The organism is Streptomyces sp. NPDC059169, from assembly GCF_042755225.1.
Lineage (GTDB): Bacteria > Actinomycetota > Actinomycetes > Streptomycetales > Streptomycetaceae > Streptomyces.
In genome coordinates this window covers 12128-28698 of sequence record NZ_JBHZCF010000001.1, presented here as the reverse complement: position 1 = coordinate 28698, position 16571 = coordinate 12128, and the positions used below count along the sequence as shown (strand labels likewise).

Below are 16571 nucleotides of genomic sequence, written 5' to 3'. Positions count from 1 at the left end.
CCGTCGCCGGACGAGCGGCTCGTGAGCTGCTCCTGGGGGCGCCCGACGGCCTGCCGGTCCACAGGCCCCGTGAGGCCGACCACCGCGGCGTCGTGGACCGATGCCCGTCGTTCTGCGGAATTCGATGTGTCTCATGAGACAGGTCGGGAGTCGGGTTCTGACAACGAGACCTGGCCTCCTGACAGTGAGATTCGGTCCCATTTGACGGTCTTTGGGGTGACGCCGAGATAAGCGCCAAACCCGCCAGGAGTCTCGGGTCAGCCGGGCGGGCTGCGACGGGTGCGCAGCGCCAGTACGAGGCAAACCGTGGTCGCGGCGATGGCGAGTGAGGCGGGCAGCCGTGCCCATGAGGTGCCCGCGACCGGCGCTTGGGCGGCGAGCAGTATCACTGCGGTCGCGGCGGCAGCGGCCAGTGCGGGTGTCGCCTGCGGGCAGTCGGGCGGGGCGGTGACACCGGCTGTCCACGCGTCGGTGACGAGCAGGTAGGCAAGCAGCAAGGCGGCGATGCAGACGACCAGCCAGACCGGCGGGCCGGTGGCCGCGGCGACGGCGATCGCCGCCGCCGGCAGTACGGTCGTCCTGCGGCGGGCCGCGACGGTCTGCCAGCGCATGGAGGTCAAGACGGGGCGGGCGTCGACCATCGGAGCGGCCCACCACGCGGCCGCCGCCACCCCCAGGACCAGCATCCTGAACAGCAATGGTGCGTGCAGGGCGGCCGGCGGGTCGCAGGCGGCGACGGCAAGGGCCGTTCCGAGCAAGCGGTCGGTGATGCGGGAGGTGAGACGTCCGATGAACAGGGCGGTTCGGCTGTGGGCTGGGCGCGGGCCTGGCCGGGCGACCCGGGGGGCGGTGGTCATCGGGTCCCCCCGTGGAGGCGGGTGCGCAGCAGCGGCGCAAGGGTGAGGTCGAGGGTCTCGCCGGGCCGGTGGGTGACGACCGCGATGCCGCGTTCCACCAAGGCGAAGCGCATGGCGTCGCGGCCAGCCTGCCACAGCCGCAGCGCGAGTTCACCTTCCGTGTCGCCGGGTTCCAGGACCGGCTCTCCGGTGGGGATCTCGACCACGACCATCGGGTTGGCCCGTCCGCGCACCTGGTGCAGGATGTCGAAAATCCGCTGGTCGGTCAGGGGCGTGATGACGTACACCAACGCTCCTTCGGGCAAGGCGGGCGGTGGGAGCAGGCTGAGTCCCTCCGTGCGGTACGCGCGGTCCTTGCGGACCTCCAGCACACTCTCGACGATGCGGTAGAAGTACCCCTGGCCGCTGCCCGGTTGCAGCCAGCGGGCAGCGCCACCAACCGATACGACGCCGACCCGGTCGTGGCTGCGCAGGTAAGAGCGGACCAGCCCGGCAGCGGCCCGGAAGGTCTCGTCGAGCGAGGACGCGCCGGTGACCGGGTCGACTACGTCGGCGAGCACATCCAGCAGCACCACGGTGTCGGCGGTGCGCTCCGCGGCGAACTGGTGAACCTGCAGGGTGCCGCGGCGGGTGGTGGCCGGCCAGTGGATCCGCCGCTGCCGTTCGCCGCGCACATACGGGTGCACGCCGGTGACCTCGATGCCCTCGCCGCGCTGCACGGCGGTGTGCTCGCCGAGCCGTTGCGGCAGCCGAACCGGGATGGGCGTGAGGCTGGCGTGTCCGGGCAGCGGGAAGACGGCGATCTCACCGAGTTCGGCCCGGACGGTGCGCCGGGTCAGCCCACCGCGGTCGTAGACGTCGACGTCGACCGTGCCGAGCGTCCAGCGGCCCCAGCGCTGTGCGGTCAGGACGAGATCGACGCGGTGCGGGCCGACCGCGAGGTGGTCGAGCCGGACCCCGTGACCGAGGGCGACGCCGGGGTCCAGGCGGCCGGTCTCCCCGTCGTAGGACACCGTGATCCGCACCGTCACCTGCTCGCCTTCGAAGCAACGCCGCGGCTCTACCTCGGCCTCGGCCGTCACCCCTTCCGGGCGCGGCCCACTTGGCAGGGCGAGGGCGAGCAGCACCAGGGGCGCGGCGGCGAGAGCAAGTACCCAGGGGCGCCCGGTGATCAGTGCGGCGGCCAGCGCGACGACGGCCAACGTGCCTAGCCGCAGGGCACGTTCACCGGCGCGCCAACCGGGCGGAGGCGGCGGCGGGGGTTGGGCGGTCACGTCGTTGCGGCCGTCCAGGGCCCGTTGAACGGCGGCGGCCGCTCTGCGGGCCGGCACGGGCTCCGTCATGACGCGATCGGCGTGCGCGGCAAGGTCTGCGGGGCGTGCACGGATTGCACGATCTCACGCATCACGTCGTCGCCGTCGATCTGCCGGACCCACAGCTCCGGCTTGAGGGTGACGCGGTGCGCGAGGGCCGGCACCGCCACGGACTTGACGTCCTCCGGGGTTACATAGTCCCGCAGGTCCAGGACGGCACGGGCGCGGGCGAGCTGCACCAGGGCCAGGCCGCCGCGTGGAGAGGCGCCGACCTGGATATGAGGGTGGGCCCGGGTGGCGCGGACCAGCGCGACGACGTACTCCAGCAGGTCGTCGTCCACCTCGACGCGTTCGACGGCGGCCCGCATGGCCAGCACCTCGTCCGGTCCGCTGAGCGTGCGCAGCACAGCCTCGGGCGCCGCCCGATCGATACGCGCGCGCAGCATGCCTGCCTCCTCGGGCGCCGCCAGATAGCCCATGCGAACCCGCAGCAAGAAGCGGTCGAGCTGGGCCTCGGGCAGGGTGTACGTGCCCTCGTACTCGATGGGGTTGGCGGTGGCGACGACCACGAAGGGCTTCGGCAGCGACCTGGTACTTCCATCGATGGACACCTGGGACTCGGCCATCGCCTCCAGCAGCGCGGCCTGGGTCTTGGGCGGCGTGCGGTTGATCTCGTCGGCGAGCAGCAGGTGGGTGAAGACCGGTCCGGGCCGGAAGACCATGTCGGCGGTCCGTTGGTCGTAGAACGGAGCTCCGGTGACGTCGGAGGGCAGCAGGTCGGGGGTGAACTGGATGCGGCGGAAGTCCAGGCCGAGAGCGGTGGCGAAGGAGCGTGCCAGCAGCGTCTTCCCGAGTCCCGGCAGATCCTCGATGAGGACGTGGCCGCCGGCGAGGATGCCAAGCATCACCAGCGCCAGCGGTTCCGCTTTGCCGACCACGGCCGTGCGGATCTCGTCGAGTACGGCCGCAGCCCGTTCTCCCGCCTGTCGGGAAGTCAGGGTGCCATGGCCGGAGGTGGGTTGTGGGCTGGTCACGGTCGGTTCCTCACGGGGCAGGGGTCGGGGTGCGCGGGCTGCGGGGTCGGCCGCAGCGCCACCGGTCACAGGGCTTCCAGGCGGTCGAGCAGGGAGCGCAGGACGGGCTCGGGGAGAGTGGGTTGCGGAGCGGTCGCCTCGGGATCGATCCACGGCCACAGCTCAGCTCCGACCAGGGCCCGGGCCTGCTGCGGGTTCCGGTACATCGCCACGCCGTGCCGTTCGGCCATCCGGGCGGCGAACAGCCGCTGCAACTGCGGCCGCAAGACGGTGTCGAAGTGTGCTTCGCCGTCGTCCGCGAAGGTGTTGGCCACGATGCGCCGCCATCCGCCGAGAGCCGGGGCCCGGCTGTCCAGCAGGCGCACCGGTTTGCGGTAGCCGCTGTCCTGCGCGGCGCCGCCCGCGGCATAGCGCCCCACGGTCAGCGCGACTGCGGTGATGAGGGCAAGGCCGGTGGCGGCCGCGGCGGCACCGTCGGCCAGGGCGAGCAGCACTGCGGTCGCGACCGCGACGATGCCCAGTACGGCCAGCGAGTGACGTACCGAACCGGGCGTTCCGAGCACGGAGTTGACGATGGCCCGTAACCGGACGGGCGCCTTCACGAGGTACCCGTCATGGCTTCGGGTCCAGACGTCCGCGAGCGCAGGCCGTCGGCGATCTCCGCGAGCGCGGTCGCGGCCCGGTCGCGATGGCTGCCGTCCATCGGGTGCGTAGAGTACCGGGCCTCGCGGAACAGAGCGGTGAGCACGGCGGCGGCCGCCCCCGTGGGCAGGCCGTCGGCGACGGCCCGCTCCAGCAGGTCCTGCGGGCTGTCCGAGGCACGCCGGGTTACGCCGGAGTCGGCGAGCGACTCCTCCATGGCGGCATAGCAGGCGATGACGGCTGCGCGGGCGTCGGTTCCGTCCAGTAGGGCACGGCGCCCGGAGTCCACGGCCTGGGCCAGGCGTTCCTGCTCGTCGTCGAGCGTCGCGTACGTCGCCGGGCCCTCGGGCGCCGGCGGCCGGGTCAGATACCGCCACAGATGCAGCCCGGCGATCACGACGACCACGACAAGCAGGGCGATGCCGAGACCGAGCAGGATGCGCGTCAGCCCGAAGTGCATGCTGTGGCCAGTGTGCCCGGCATGCTGTGCGGGCGGCGGGGTGGGCACGGGGTTTTGCCGCGGGCTGGGAAGCGGTAACGACTCGTGGCCGCCCCCGTGGCTGCTGCCGGACGAACCGAACTGGTGCAGGACCAGGACGAGCAACGGGACGACCAGCGTCGCGGCCATCAGGACGCGGCTCACGCCGTCAACCATCCGCTGTTCCACCGGGCTGAGTTCCCGGGCGGCGCCTACCTGCTCCCGGTACTTCTCGCGCAGCCCCAAGCCGCCGAGGAGCGACAGCAGGGCGAGGCCGACGACGAAGACGGGGTTGTCGCCGAGAGGCCCGCGACCCTTGGCCAACAGGCCCCTGTCGGGGTGCAGCAGGAGTGCTCCCAGCGCCGCTCCGCCCACCACCAGCACCGCCGACGCGGCCTGTACGGTGCCGATCGCGCGGTGCCACCGTCGCCCGCCCGCTGTGTGCGGCAGCTCCACCGCGACCCCCTCCCTGGTGATCGGCTAGGCCATGCGCGCCGTCCTGGTCCCCTGTCGCCGATCCCCGACTTGACGGAATCCTGACACGGCGAGGCGAGCCGCTTCATTGCCGACTTACGGCAATCCCTACGGACTTCTTCCTGCCGTCTCTCGGCTAGGGCCGGACGGGCACGCAGCGGCGGTGTCCGGCGTGAAGGCGACGCCATACCTGTGTGAGGATGTGGGCGACAGGGTTGGTCATCATGCCGAACGGGCCCGTGAAGAATGCGCACGTTGCCCACGGAGAAGGCCACCGAGTTCGCGTTGTCGTGTCGCTGATGGCTGACAAACAAGCGCGTACGACCTGTAGGGCCGGGGAGCCTTTCACTCAGAAATGACGTGGGTGCGGTCGAGGGGGATGATGACAGCTGGTTGTTTGGTGGCCTGCTGGCGAAGGGCTGTGTTCTCCGCGAGCAAGACGGCGATGACGGTAGCGGCTGCGTCGACCTGGTCCTGGAGTTGCTGGCGCTCTTGCCGGTTGTTCTTGAGGTGAATCCCAGGGCGCCTTCGAGCCAGCCGTGCAAGTGCCCGGCGACCACACGCTCGGCGTGCAGCGACCGCCGCCCGATCAGTGTCCTCAGCCGACCCGCGTGCCAGGCTGGACTTCGCGAGTCGGGCCTATGCCGGGAGGGCAGCAAACGGACCCATTCCGTCACCGCGTGATGCAGGTCCGGGTCGGTGCCCGCCAGACTCGCCCCGTGAGGCCGCGGGACGGTGGCATCGACGTGCGTGCAGAACGCCTCGATCGTCTGCCGGTAGTGCGTCGCCGAGGTCGGACCGTAGTGGGCGTCCTCCACCAACTCCACCCACTCATCAGCGCAACCGCCGGGTGCGCGCTCACGGCAGTGACCCCGCCGCGGCCGGGTCCGTCAGCGGGCCCAGCAGGTCCCCGTGCCGTTCCAGCCGTGCCGCGATGTCCCCGAGACGGAACGCCAGCGCCTCGGGGGAGTCGCAGCCCTCGACCTCCGCCCAGGTCACCGGAGCCGATACGGTCGGCTCCCGCCGGGCGCGCAGGGTGTACGGCGTGGCGGTGGTCTTCGCCGCGGCGTTCTGACTGTGGTCGACGAAGACCTTCCCGGGCCGCAGGGCGCGCTTCATCCGGTGGACCACGAGCTCGCCGAGCTCCGCCTCCGCCTCGACGGCCAGGTCCTTGGCGTATGCGGACACCTGCTGCGACGGCGTGCGCTCCAGGGGCACCAGCAGGTGCAGGCCCTTCGAACCCGAGGTCTTGGCGTAGGCGTCCAGACCGTCGGCGGCGAGCCGTTCGCGTAGCCACAGCGCCACGGCACAGCACTCCTCGACGGTGGCCGGTGCACCGGGGTCGAGGTCGAACACCATCCGATCGGCCCAACCCGGTCGGTCCACCCGCCACTGCGGCGTGTGGAACTCGACGACCAGGTTGGCCGCCCACACCAGCGATGCCAGGTCCTGTACGACGACCTGCTCGCCGCTCTCCCGCGAGGACCGCGGAACCTCCGCGACCTCCACCCAGGGCGGGGTGCCGGGTGGGGGGTTCTTGGTGAAGAACAGCTGGCCGTCGGGCCCGTCCGGATAGCGGAGGAAGGACAGCGGGCGGTTGCGGAGGTGGCTGAGCAGCGGATCAGCGACGGTGGCGTAGTAGTGCAGCACCTCGCCCTTCGTCGTTCCGGTGGCGGGGTAGAGGACTTTCTCCAGGTTGCTGAGCGTCAGCCGTCGCCCCTCCACCTCTGTGATGGGCGTCATACGATGAGAATCCCATGAATCCCCTACATATCGGATGAAAGGGATACGACGTGCGAGCCATCTGGAACGGCGCGATCTCCTTCGGGCTGGTCAGCATCCCGATCAAACTGGTGAACGCCACGGAGAGCCGCTCGATCTCCTTCCGGCAGATCCACAGCGCCGACGGCGGGCGCATCCGGTACCGCAAGGTCTGCGAGCTGGACGACCAAGAGGTGTCGCAGGCCGAGATCGGCAAGGCGTACGAGGACACCGACGGGACGATGATCCCGATCACGGACGACGACCTCGCCGCCTTGCCGTTGCCCACGGCGAAGACGATCGACATCGTCGCCTTCGTGCCCGCGTCGGAGATCGATCCGCTGCAGATGGACGCGGCGTACTACCTCTCGGCATACGGGGTGCCCGCGGCCAAGCCGTACACCCTGCTGCGGGAGGCTCTCAAACGGAGCAAGAAGGTCGCCGTCGCCAAGTACGCCCTGCGCGGGAGGGAGCGCTTGGGCATGCTCCGGGTGGTCGGTGACGTGATCGCCATGCACGGGCTGCTCTGGCCCGACGAGATCCGGCGTCCTGAAGGGGTCGCGCCGGAGATCGACGTCACGATCCGCGACGCGGAACTCGATCTCGCCGACGCCCTCATGGACACGCTCGGGGACGTCGACATGGAATCGCTGCACGACGACTACCGGACGGCGCTCGAGGAGCTGATCGCCGCCAAGTCGGAGGGCGTCGAGCTCCAACCGTCGGCAGCCCCGCCCGCCGGCGGCAAGGTCATCGACCTCATGGCCGCCCTGGAGAGCAGCGTCCGTGCGGCGAAGGAGGCGCGCGGGGAGGAGGCGGAGGCCGTCGGCGCGGAGTCGGGCGAAGTCAGGGAGCTCAAGCCGCGCAAGAAGGCGGCGGCCAAGAAGCCCGTGAAGACGTCGCCGAAGGAAGCGGGCGGCAAGAAGTCCACGTCCCCGGCGAAGAAGACGACGTCGGCCAGGGCGTCGAAGTCGGCCGACGGGACATCCGCCCCGGCGAAGTCGACGAGCGCGAAGTCCACCGCCAAGAAGCCCACCGCCAAGAAGTCCACCGCCAAGAAGCCCACCGCCAAGAAGGCGACCCCGCGCAAACGCGCGTCGGCCTGACCCGGCCCCGCCGACCGGTGCCGATCCGTGCTTGTGCCTGCCCTCGTGCCGCCACCGGTCGGACGGCGGGACGGCTCCCCAGTCGTCCGTGAAGCCCCGTCAGGCGCACTGCCCTGCCTGCACGTGCGGCCTTCATCCGCCCGCCGCGGCAGGGCGGAGAGGCGGGGCGCGCCGCCCCCTCGGACGGACGGCAGCGGGTGCGTGGCCAGGTACGGGTGGGTGCCGGCGGGCCGCGGCTTCCTGCCGGCCCGGCGGGAGCCGCGCCTCCCGGAGCGCGGGGCACCTCGTCACCCGAATGGCGGGGCTCCCGGGGTGCGGGACGGGGTCGCGTCGACGGGCGTCGCTACGCCCTTCGGCCGAAGTCCGCACCCCTCCGCGGGTGAGGGCTTGAGGGAGCATTGACAGCCCAAAACAGCCCGGTTACTTTCGGCCCAGGCCGAAAGTGTCGGGCTCTTCGCTCGTTTCCCCAGGTCCCCAGGGCTTCCGGAGGCCCCCATGAAGACAGGGTTCCAGCGCGCCACCGCTCCTCTCGCCCTCCTCACGCTCACCACCCTCACGGCCGTCGGCTGCGGCGGTGGCGGCAGTGACGACGCCTCGAAGACCGTCACCGTCTGGATGTACCCGGTGATCATGGATCCGAAGGCCAACGCGGCGTACTGGGACGGCATCGAGAAGGGCTTCGAGGCGAAGGAGAAGGGCGTCGACCTCACCATCGAGCAGCTCCCCTGGGAGAACAGGGACCAGAAGCTCGCAACGGCCTTCGGCAGCGGCAAAGGCCCCGACGTCGTCCTGCTGAACCCCGACCAGATCCCCCAGTACCAGGCGAGCGGGGCGCTGCTGCCCGTCGACAGGGCGATCGCCGACGCCAAGAGCGCATTCCGGCCCGCCGCCCTGGAGGCCATGACCCAGGACGGGAAGCTCTACGCGGCACCCATCTACCACACTGTCACCAGCACGCTCTACAACAAGAAGCTGCTGGCCAAGGCCGGTATCAGCGTGCCGCCGACGAGCTGGGACGCCATCACGGCGGCCGCCCCGCGGCTCAAGCAGACCGGTGCGACCACCCTCGACTACTCGGCCAGCAACGAGGCATCGCTCAACATGAGCTTCTACCCGCTGCTGTGGCAGGCGGGCGGACGGGTGTTCGACGACAGCGGTAAGAAGGCCGCGTTCAACGGGGCCGAGGGTGTCGAGGCGCTCAGCTTCCTCGTCGACCTCTACAAAAGCGGTGCCGTACCGAAGTCGGCGATGACCAACGCCAACCTCTTCACCGACCAGGCGCTCGGCAAGCAGCAGGTGGCCATGGGATTCACCAACACCCCGGCCGACGCGGCCCTCGCCGAGAAGGCCTGGGGCAAGGGCAACGTGATCGTCGGTCCCGCGCTCACCGGTCCGAAGAAGCAGGTCTGCTTCGGGATTCCGGGTGGGCTGGGCATCAACGCCCGCTCCCGCAACGTGGCGGGCGCCGAGAAGTTCCTCGCCTACATGATCGAGCCGGCACAGATCGAGTCCATGGGCAAGGCGGGCGGGTTCTTCTCGCCCCGCGCGGACGTCACCGTTCCGGGCGGCGGCACCTTCGCCGAGGAGTACCGGGAAGCCCTCACGCACACCTTCCCCGGCGAGCCCCATCCCGCGGCCCGCCAGCTGATGGCGCTGATCAGCCCGCAGATCCAGGCCGCGCTCACCGGGAAGAAGAGTCCCAAGGAAGCGTTGGACGCCGCCGCCGAGGAGGCCAACGACCTGCTGGCGCGTCAGCGTTGAGCAAGGTCGCCGCCGACGAGCTCGCACCGGACGAGGGCCTGCCCGACGAGGGCGGGACCGCTCGCGACGCGCCACGCACCGGCGCGCCCGGCGGAAGCGGCAGGCGCCGCAGGGCGCGGCGACGGCACGAGGCCCTCACCGGCCTCGCCTTCGTCGCACCCATGCTCGTGCTGTTCGCCGTCTTCCGCTTCGGGCCGACCCTCGGTGCCGCGTTCCTCTCGCTGACCGACTACCGGCTCAGCGGCGCATGGACCTTCATCGGCGCCGAGAACTACGTCCGCCTGCTGCACGACGACGTCTTCTGGGAGAGCCTCGGCGTCACCACCGTCTACACCGCGCTGTACGTGCCCATGACCGTCGCGCTGGCCCTCGGCACCGCCGTGCTGCTGCACCGCACCGTCTGGGCGCGCGGATTCTTCCGCGGCCTGTTCTTCCTGCCCTACGTCACCAGCGTCGTGCTGGCCGCCGTCGTCTGGAAGTGGATCTACAACGTCGAGGACGGTCTGCTCAACGCCTCCCTCGGCGTCATCGGCATCGGCCCCGTCGACTTCCTCGGCTCGGATTCCCTGGTCCTGCCGTCCATCGCCGCCGCATCGGCCTGGAAGGGTTTCGGCTACTCCATGCTCATCCTCCTCGCCGGGCTGCAGTCCATTCCGCGCGAGGTCAACGAAGCCGCCACGATCGACGGCGCGAACGGCTGGCAGCGTTTCCGCTGGGTGACCCTGCCCCTACTGCGACCGGTCCTCTTCTTCGTCCTCGTCATCGAGGCGATCCAGGCCTTCCAGGTCTTCGACGCGATGTACGTCATGACCGCTGGCGGGCCCGTGCGGGCCAGCTACTCGCTCGTGTACTTCCTCTACGACTCCGGCTTCAAGTTCTTCGACTTCGGTTACGCGAGCGCCATCGGCCTGGTCCTCTTCCTCGTCGTCCTCGTCTTCTCGCTCATCCAGCGCAGGCTCATCGGAAGGGACACCGACTGATGGCGGCGCGTTCCGCGGCCCGGCTCGGGCTTCCCGTCCTGCTGGTGCTGGTCGCGCTGGTGACCGTCACCCCCTTCGCCGTCATGGTGCTCGTGGCGTTCGCGCCCCCCGGGGGGCAGACCCTGCCGGGTGCGTTCGACATCGCCCGGGCCACGTCCGCCAACTTCTCCGACGTCCTCGCGGGCGCCGACATCACCCGCTGGGCGGTCAACTCCCTGATCTACTCGCTGGTGTCGGTGCTGCTCATCCTGCTGTTCGCCTCCATGGCCGGTTACGCGTTCGCCAAGAAGCGCTTCCCCGGTCGCGAGGTGCTCTTCTGGTCGTTCCTGGCGACGCTGATGGTGCCTTTCCAGGCGACCCTGATCCCCTACTTCATCCTGGTCTCGGAGCTCGGGGGCGTCGACACGTACTGGGGGCTGATCGTGCCCACGCTCGCGAACTCCCAGGCGGTCTTCCTGATGCGGCAGTTCATCAGGCAACTGCCCGACGAGTTGTTCGAGGCGGCGAAGATCGACGGGGCCTCCGAGTGGCGCGTCTACACGACGATCGTGGTGCCGCTGATCAGGCCCGTCCTCGCCACGCTCGGCGTCTTCGTCTTCCTCTGGCACTGGAACGACTTCCTGTGGCCGCTGGTCATCGGGCAGTCAGCGCAGATGCGCACCCTCACCGTGGGCCTCGCCACCCTGGAGGGAGACATCGTGACGATCCACCAGGTCATGGCCGGCGCCACCATCACCGTCATCCCCTGCCTGCTGGTCTTCGGACTGCTCCAGCGCTACCTCACCGACTCGATCGTCACCTCCGGCCTCGCGTCGTGACCGGTGCTGGCGCCCGTCGCCCCTGCGGGCACTCACCCGTGACCCGCGATGCAGCTCATCGTCGAGTGGCCGTCGAGGCGGTCGGCGACCGCGCCGCCCCCGAACCGCAGCCGACCGCCGTGACCGGCGCGCTCCGCCCAGGGGCGGTGCGTCAGCCGGCGAGCTCGCCGAACGCCTCGATGGCGCGCAGTGCGTCCGCCTGCGGCATGCCCGGCGGCTGCACCCGGAGGACCAGCCCGTCCGCACCCATCCGGGCGTACGCCTCGATCCGTTCCGCGCACTCCGCGCGGGAACCGATCACGGACCGCGCCACGATGTCGTCCCACTGCTGGGCGTAGCGCGCAGCGTCCGCGGAGGTGCGCTTCCAGTCGCCGTACGCGTCGTACAGGCCCCTCAGCGGTTCCTCCAGCGCGGCGCGCGCCGCCTGCGTCGTCGCGGCAGCGTAGCCCTCACGGCAGACGATGACCTCCGCGCCCAGCGAGCGCGGGCCGCGCGGGTAGGACCGGTACGCACGGATCTTGTCCGGCAGCTCCGCGTCCGTCTCGTTGAACGAGGTGGTCCAGCCGTCGCACGTCCTGGCCGTGCGCTCCAACGCGGCCGGGACGCGGCCACCGTTCCAGATCCGCGGCCGGGGCGACTGCACCGGCCGCGGCGAGAGGTAGGCGCCCTCCACGCGGGTCCAGCGCCCCTTGTACGACACGTCGTCCTCGGTCCACAGCCGGGTGAGCAGCTCCAGGCACTCCTCGAACCGCGGCACCCGCTCCTCGGGCTGCGTGCCGAACAGCGTGAACTCCTCGGGCCGGTACCCGAGCACGAAGCCGGCGGTGAGGCGCCCACCGGACAGCACGTCGACGTGGGCGAGGGTCTCGGCGAGCCACACGGGCTGGTACACGGGAGCGATGAGCCCGGCGGTCGCCAGGCCGATCCGCTCGGTGTGCGCGGCGAGGTACGTCAGGGACGTGAGCGCCTCGTGGTACCCGGGGCGGTGCAGATGGCGTTCACCGAGGACCACCCAGGAGAAACCTGCCTGCTCCGCCAGTCGGGCCTGCTCCACCGCATCGGCGAGCCGAGGCCGGTCCGCCCCGGACGCATAGAGGTTGACGTACAGGCCGAGGCGCACGGAGCGCTGTGCCATCGCAGCGATCCCTTCCTTTACGGTCCGGGCCGTAAAGGCTAGCGTAGCGGTCACGACCGCAACAGACGGGAGGGACGCCCATGCCCGCGACGGACCACCTGGTGCGCCGGCTGCGCGGAACGGTCCTTCCCGCGGTGCTGACCCCCATGGATGCGGGCGGAGTCGTCGACGTGGACGCGCTGCGCGGCTACGCCGAGCGCGTCGCCGCCGGCCCCATCGGCGGTGTCGCCGTCTGGGCGCACACCGGCCGCGGGCTGTACCTCCGCGAAGCGGACCGCCTGCGGGTCCTCGAGACGTGGCGGGCGGCCGTCGACGGACCCTTGGTGGCGGGGGCGGGCGTGCCGAGGTCGGTCCGTGCGACGGGCCTCCGCGCAGCCGTGGACGCGACCGTCGCCATGGCGGTCCAGGCGGCCGAGGGCGGCGCCGACGCCGTCATGGTCTATCCGCTCGCGCAGCTCGACGGCGACGACGAAGCGGCGGTCGCCCTGCACGAGGAGGTCGCCGCGGCGAGCGGCCTGCCCGTGCTCGGCTTCCTCCTGCACGGGGAGGCGGGCGGTTATCCGTACTCCCCGCAGCTGGTGACCCGGTTGCTCGCCCTCCCCGCGTCCGCCGGGATCAAACTCGCCACCCTCGACCGTGCCGTGGCCTGCCAGGACGCCATCCGCGCGGCGCACCCCGGCCGGAAGCTCGTCATCACCGGTGAGGACCGGATGTTCGGCCCGTCGTTGATGTGGGGCGCGGACACGGCGCTGGTGGGCATCGCCGCGGCCCGGGTGCCCCTGACGAGCGCCGTGCTCGACGCCTGGCGCGCGGAGGACCACGGCGGGTTCGTCCGCGCCTCCGCCCGGCTCGACGCCTTCGCCGCAGCCACCTTCCGCGCCCCGATCGAGGGCTATGTGCAGCGGATGCTGTGGGCCGCGGCGTGGGAGGGCCTCATCCCGGAGGAGGCGGCGCACGATCCGTACGGTCCACGGCTTCCCTCGTCCGAACGGGAAGCCGTGGTCACCTGTCTGGAAGCCCTGGCGCAGCACGCGGACGGCCCGTAGCGCGAAGCGCCTCCCATGCGCCGGGTGCCGCCCGCATTCTTTGTCCGGCGCGGAGCGCCGCCTGCCAGGACGGGGCTCGGTAAGGCCGGGGTGCCGTTCCTTGAAGTGGGCGCGGCCTACACCTCCCAGCGCTGTCCGCGCTGCGGTCACACCGAGCGGGTCGACCGGCCCGCTCGGGACCATTTCCGCTGTCGTCGGTGCGGCCTCGCTGGGCCCGCCGACGTCGTCGCCGCGGTCAACGTGCGCGACCGTGCACGCTCGGCGTGGGCATTCGTCACCATGCCCGTCCCACACCCGGTCTGACCGGAGAGGGAGATGCGACCCGTGACCGTCCTGTCGTAGAGGGCAGTCGGGAGCGCGACGAGGTGTGAACGACCGAGCCAGCAGGCTCGGCCAGGAAGTTCACGGCCGAGAAGGTGACACCGTCAGCCCGAACAGCTCCGCAGCGTTACGCCACAACACCCGGTCCAGCTCCGCCTCGGTGAACCGCGCGTCCCGGAGCACTCCGAGCGACCAACACGGGTCGATGAGCGTCGCATCCGTTCCGAACAGCATCCGTTCCACCGGAACGCCCGCCGCCCGGGCGTACGCGATCCGGCCGGCGTCCGGCGCCGTGCGGCAGTGCTCCAGATACAGCCGGTCGCAGGACGCCGCGGCATGGGCCGCTTCGCGCCACGCGTCACCGCCCGCGTGTCCCATGACGACCCGTAGCCCCGGCCGGGCCTCCACCATGGCGGGCAGCTGGGTGACCTCGCGACCCCAGGTGTGCAGCAGCAGCGGGACGCCCGCCTCGGCGACCACGTCGAACGCCTCCGCCATCTCCCGTGAACCGGGCAGCCGCCCCGGATAGTGCGTGTGGATCTTCGCTCCGACGAACCGTCCGCTGTCCAGACAGCGCCGGAGATCGGCGGCGCTCTCCTCGATCCGGTTCGGGTTCACCACCGCGTAGCCGTACAGGCGGGGTCGGCACGCCAGCTCCTTCAGCAGCGCCGCGTTGCCCGCGACCGCGTCGTACACGACCGCCTCCGACGCGGACACCAACTGCAGGTCGATGCCGTACCGGTCCATCAGCCGCAGGTTGTCGTCAGCGTCCCCGCACGTCAGGTGGAACTGCCAGCGCCCCACGTGTGCGTGTACATCGATGATCGGCATCAGGCCAGCAACTCCTCGACGTTCCCGGTGGCGATTGCGGCGCGGTCGACGTCGGAGATGTCCGCGTACCGCAGCCGCAGTGCCGGTGGCGACACGTCCATGAACGGCGCCCGCGAACCGAAGACGAGGTGGCGGGCGCCCACCGATCCGACGACCCGCTCGATCGAATCGGGCCCGGACAGCATCCGCGTGGTGATGCGGAAACCGGGCTCGTCCCTCGCCATCAGGAGGAAGTCAGCCAGCAGGTACGCGTGCAGGTCAAGGAAGACCACGTCCGCGCCGCGGTCCATGAGCGGCGGCCCGTAGCGGCGCGGATCGCCGTCGTGCAGCAGCACCATGCCCCTGGCCAGGGCGAGCGCCACGACGTGCCGGTAGCCGGGGAATCCGGGATCCGCCGCCTGCTCGACCGTGAACAACCGCACGAAGCGCACGCCGGCGCGGTCGAGTTCGTCCAGCTTCCGCTCGGCGGTCAACGCGTCCCGAACGTCCACCGTGCCCACCGGCAGCAACTCGGGGCAGTCCGCGAGGTCGCGCAGGGTCTCCGCGTTGCCTGCGCCGTCGTCGAACAGCGCCCCGCGAGTGGACAGGGCCAGCGCACCGGCGACGGGGGAGCGGGCGAGCTGCGTGCGCACCTCGGCGAGCCCGGTGTCCCGGTGGTGCCGCGGCCACGGGCCGTACAGCACGTCCACGTCCCAGCCGATGTGTTCCCGGGGGGCCGGGGTCAGCCAGTCGTACGCGCGCAGCCACTCGTGCGGGGCCGCCGTGTCCGTGCTCATCGTGCTCCCACCTCGCCCAGCGCGCGGGCGATCCGGTCCACGTCGCCTTCGGTGTACGCCTCGTTCCACTGCAGCACCAGCAGCGTACGCGCGATCAGTTCCTCGGCCCGGGGACACAGCCCCGGTGGATAGCCGGACAGTGCCGGATTGGCGTACAAGGGCCGCTCCAGATATCCGGCGAGCGCCGGGACGCCCGCGTCCTGGAGCTCCTTCGCCCAGTGCGCGTTGTCGTCGACGAGCAGCGGCACCACCCACCAGGCGTGCCCGGCGCTCAGACCGGGCATCCGGGGGCCGCCCGGCCGTCCGTCCAGCGCTGCGGCCAGTCGGGCGGCCCGTTCCCGCCGCAGCCGTACGACGTCGGCCACCCTGGTCAGCTGGACGCGCGCGACCGCCGCGACGAGCTCCGTCATCCGGTAGTTGAGGCCCATGGTGCGGTGGATGCGGCCTTCCGCACGGTCCCAGCCCTTGTCCATGAACAGCCTCATGCGGCGCGCCAGTTCGGGGTCGTCCGTGATGCTGAGACCCCCGTCGCCCGCCGTGATGTGCTTGTACTGCTGAAGGCTGAAGCAGGCGATGTCCCCCCGGGTGCCGAGCAACCGTCCCGACGGGTCCTCACCGAGCCAGGCCTGCGCGCAGTCCTCGATGAGCAGCAGCCCGTGCCGGTCGCAGATCTCCCGCAGCCGTACGACGTCCGCGGCCCCGCCGAAGAGGTGGACCGCGACGACCGCCTTCGTGCGCGGGGTGATCGCCGCCTCCACGGCGTCCGGGTCCAGGTTCCCGTCGTCGGGGCGCACGTCCGCGAACACCACCCGGGCGCCCTGCGCGAGGACCGGTGCGACGGTGCCGAAGTCGGAAACGGGGGTGGTGACGACCTCGTCCCCGGGGCCGGCGCCGGCCGCCGCGACGGCGAGGTGGAGCGCTGCCGTTCCGGAGCTGGACGAGACGGCCGCGGCACGGCCGTACAGCGCGGCCATCTCCGCCTCCAGGGCGCGGGTCTCCCGACCGAAGGCCCCGCACAGCACCGCCGAGTCGAGTACGCGCAACAGGGCCGCGCGCTCCTCCTCTCCGAAGGTCCTGCCGTGCGGATCGAGAACGGTGGGCAGTGGCATTTCCCGTTGCGGCATCGGGGGATTATCCTCTCGGCAGCACACGATTACGGCCTGGGCCGAAACTAGGACTCCGGTCATCGGCCGTCAATCGGGCGACCGGGCGTCAGTTCCGGCGGACGGTCGTCCCCC

The 16571-nt window shown here is 71.2% G+C and carries 16 protein-coding genes; 6 read left to right on the top strand and 10 right to left on the bottom strand.

Annotated features, from left to right (window positions below; genetic code table 11):
- Positions 1 to 257 precede the first annotated feature (257 nt).
- From ACFXOM_RS00135 to ligD, 6 genes are all read right to left on the bottom strand, one after another.
- Positions 258 to 857, bottom strand: a complete 600-nt coding sequence (locus ACFXOM_RS00135) for a hypothetical protein (RefSeq protein WP_384931584.1) — start codon at positions 855 to 857, stop codon at positions 258 to 260.
- Entirely contained in the window at positions 854 to 2200 is a 1347-nt protein-coding gene (locus tag ACFXOM_RS00130) for a DUF58 domain-containing protein (RefSeq protein WP_384931581.1), read from the bottom strand. Before ACFXOM_RS00130 ends, ACFXOM_RS00135 begins: the two co-directional genes overlap by 4 nt.
- Complete coding sequence (locus ACFXOM_RS00125; protein ID WP_384931579.1) at positions 2197 to 3204, bottom strand: AAA family ATPase; 1008 nt, start codon at positions 3202 to 3204, stop codon at positions 2197 to 2199. Before ACFXOM_RS00125 ends, ACFXOM_RS00130 begins: the two co-directional genes overlap by 4 nt.
- 65 nt (positions 3205 to 3269) lie before the next feature.
- Positions 3270 to 3767 carry a hypothetical protein gene (locus ACFXOM_RS00120; protein ID WP_384931576.1) on the bottom strand — a complete coding sequence of 166 codons (498 nt, stop codon included), beginning with the start codon at positions 3765 to 3767 and terminating at the stop codon, positions 3270 to 3272.
- A gap of 35 nt (positions 3768 to 3802) precedes the next feature.
- The gene (locus ACFXOM_RS00115) at positions 3803 to 4780 is read right to left on the bottom strand and encodes a DUF4129 domain-containing protein (RefSeq protein WP_384931574.1); all 978 of its coding nucleotides are present in this window, start codon (positions 4778 to 4780) and stop codon (positions 3803 to 3805) included.
- 876 nt (positions 4781 to 5656) lie between these two features.
- On the bottom strand, positions 5657 to 6541 hold the full coding sequence (ligD, locus tag ACFXOM_RS00110) for a non-homologous end-joining DNA ligase (RefSeq protein WP_384942960.1): 885 nt from the start codon (positions 6539 to 6541) through the stop codon (positions 5657 to 5659).
- Positions 6542 to 6591: 50 nt separating this feature from the next.
- Here ligD and ACFXOM_RS00105 point away from each other — a divergent pair, with 50 nt between their 5' ends.
- The 4 genes from ACFXOM_RS00105 to ACFXOM_RS00090 all read left to right on the top strand — a co-directional run bounded on the left by ACFXOM_RS00105 (position 6592) and on the right by ACFXOM_RS00090 (position 11224).
- Complete coding sequence (locus tag ACFXOM_RS00105) at positions 6592 to 7665, top strand: Ku protein (protein ID WP_384942962.1); 1074 nt, start codon at positions 6592 to 6594, stop codon at positions 7663 to 7665.
- Positions 7666 to 8160: 495 nt separating this feature from the next.
- Positions 8161 to 9426: an ABC transporter substrate-binding protein gene (locus ACFXOM_RS00100; protein ID WP_384942964.1), complete on the top strand. Its 1266-nt coding sequence runs from the start codon at positions 8161 to 8163 to the stop codon at positions 9424 to 9426.
- Positions 9423 to 10406, top strand: coding sequence for a carbohydrate ABC transporter permease (locus tag ACFXOM_RS00095; RefSeq protein WP_384942966.1), 984 nt, complete (start codon positions 9423 to 9425; stop codon positions 10404 to 10406). The genes ACFXOM_RS00100 and ACFXOM_RS00095 overlap by 4 nt, the downstream gene beginning before the upstream one ends.
- On the top strand, positions 10406 to 11224 hold the full coding sequence (locus tag ACFXOM_RS00090) for a carbohydrate ABC transporter permease (protein WP_384942968.1): 819 nt from the start codon (positions 10406 to 10408) through the stop codon (positions 11222 to 11224). Before ACFXOM_RS00095 ends, ACFXOM_RS00090 begins: the two co-directional genes overlap by 1 nt.
- A gap of 151 nt (positions 11225 to 11375) precedes the next feature.
- On the opposite strand, the gene ACFXOM_RS00085 is transcribed toward ACFXOM_RS00090, so the two are convergent.
- The gene (locus tag ACFXOM_RS00085; RefSeq protein WP_384942970.1) at positions 11376 to 12359 is read right to left on the bottom strand and encodes an LLM class flavin-dependent oxidoreductase; all 984 of its coding nucleotides are present in this window, start codon (positions 12357 to 12359) and stop codon (positions 11376 to 11378) included.
- Positions 12360 to 12439: 80 nt separating this feature from the next.
- On the opposite strand from ACFXOM_RS00085, the gene ACFXOM_RS00080 reads away from it, so the two are divergent.
- Positions 12440 to 13405, top strand: a complete 966-nt coding sequence (locus ACFXOM_RS00080) for a dihydrodipicolinate synthase family protein (RefSeq protein ID WP_384945097.1) — start codon at positions 12440 to 12442, stop codon at positions 13403 to 13405.
- Positions 13406 to 13420: 15 nt separating this feature from the next.
- Complete coding sequence (locus ACFXOM_RS00075; RefSeq protein ID WP_384942973.1) at positions 13421 to 13708, top strand: zinc ribbon domain-containing protein; 288 nt, start codon at positions 13421 to 13423, stop codon at positions 13706 to 13708.
- Between the two features lie 99 nt (positions 13709 to 13807).
- Here ACFXOM_RS00075 and ACFXOM_RS00070 read toward each other — a convergent pair whose 3' ends face one another.
- Genes ACFXOM_RS00070 through ACFXOM_RS00060 form a run of 3 tightly spaced genes read right to left on the bottom strand, consistent with a single transcriptional unit; the run spans position 13808 to position 16457 of the window.
- On the bottom strand, positions 13808 to 14557 hold the full coding sequence (locus tag ACFXOM_RS00070; protein ID WP_384942975.1) for an amidohydrolase family protein: 750 nt from the start codon (positions 14555 to 14557) through the stop codon (positions 13808 to 13810).
- Positions 14557 to 15333, bottom strand: a complete 777-nt coding sequence (locus ACFXOM_RS00065; protein ID WP_384942977.1) for a hypothetical protein — start codon at positions 15331 to 15333, stop codon at positions 14557 to 14559. Before ACFXOM_RS00065 ends, ACFXOM_RS00070 begins: the two co-directional genes overlap by 1 nt.
- Positions 15330 to 16457, bottom strand: coding sequence for a DegT/DnrJ/EryC1/StrS family aminotransferase (locus ACFXOM_RS00060; RefSeq protein WP_384942978.1), 1128 nt, complete (start codon positions 16455 to 16457; stop codon positions 15330 to 15332). Before ACFXOM_RS00060 ends, ACFXOM_RS00065 begins: the two co-directional genes overlap by 4 nt.
- Positions 16458 to 16571: the final 114 nt, after the last annotated feature.

Bases quoted from the DNA above. Each gene is read 5' to 3' on its own strand.
- ACFXOM_RS00090 (WP_384942968.1), top strand. From the start codon at position 10,406: ATGGCGGCGCGTTCCGCGGCCCGGCTCGGGCTTCCCGTCCTGCTGGTG.
- ACFXOM_RS00075 (WP_384942973.1), top strand. From the start codon at position 13,421: ATGCGCCGGGTGCCGCCCGCATTCTTTGTCCGGCGCGGAGCGCCGCCT.
- ACFXOM_RS00130 (WP_384931581.1), bottom strand. From the start codon at position 2,200: ATGACGGAGCCCGTGCCGGCCCGCAGAGCGGCCGCCGCCGTTCAACGG.
- ACFXOM_RS00060 (WP_384942978.1), bottom strand. From the start codon at position 16,457: ATGCCGCAACGGGAAATGCCACTGCCCACCGTTCTCGATCCGCACGGC.
- ACFXOM_RS00100 (WP_384942964.1), top strand. From the start codon at position 8,161: ATGAAGACAGGGTTCCAGCGCGCCACCGCTCCTCTCGCCCTCCTCACG.
- ACFXOM_RS00135 (WP_384931584.1), bottom strand. From the start codon at position 857: ATGACCACCGCCCCCCGGGTCGCCCGGCCAGGCCCGCGCCCAGCCCAC.
- ACFXOM_RS00080 (WP_384945097.1), top strand. From the start codon at position 12,440: ATGCCCGCGACGGACCACCTGGTGCGCCGGCTGCGCGGAACGGTCCTT.
- ACFXOM_RS00065 (WP_384942977.1), bottom strand. From the start codon at position 15,333: ATGAGCACGGACACGGCGGCCCCGCACGAGTGGCTGCGCGCGTACGAC.
- ACFXOM_RS00070 (WP_384942975.1), bottom strand. From the start codon at position 14,557: ATGCCGATCATCGATGTACACGCACACGTGGGGCGCTGGCAGTTCCAC.
- ACFXOM_RS00085 (WP_384942970.1), bottom strand. From the start codon at position 12,359: ATGGCACAGCGCTCCGTGCGCCTCGGCCTGTACGTCAACCTCTATGCG.
- ligD (WP_384942960.1), bottom strand. From the start codon at position 6,541: ATGACGCCCATCACAGAGGTGGAGGGGCGACGGCTGACGCTCAGCAAC.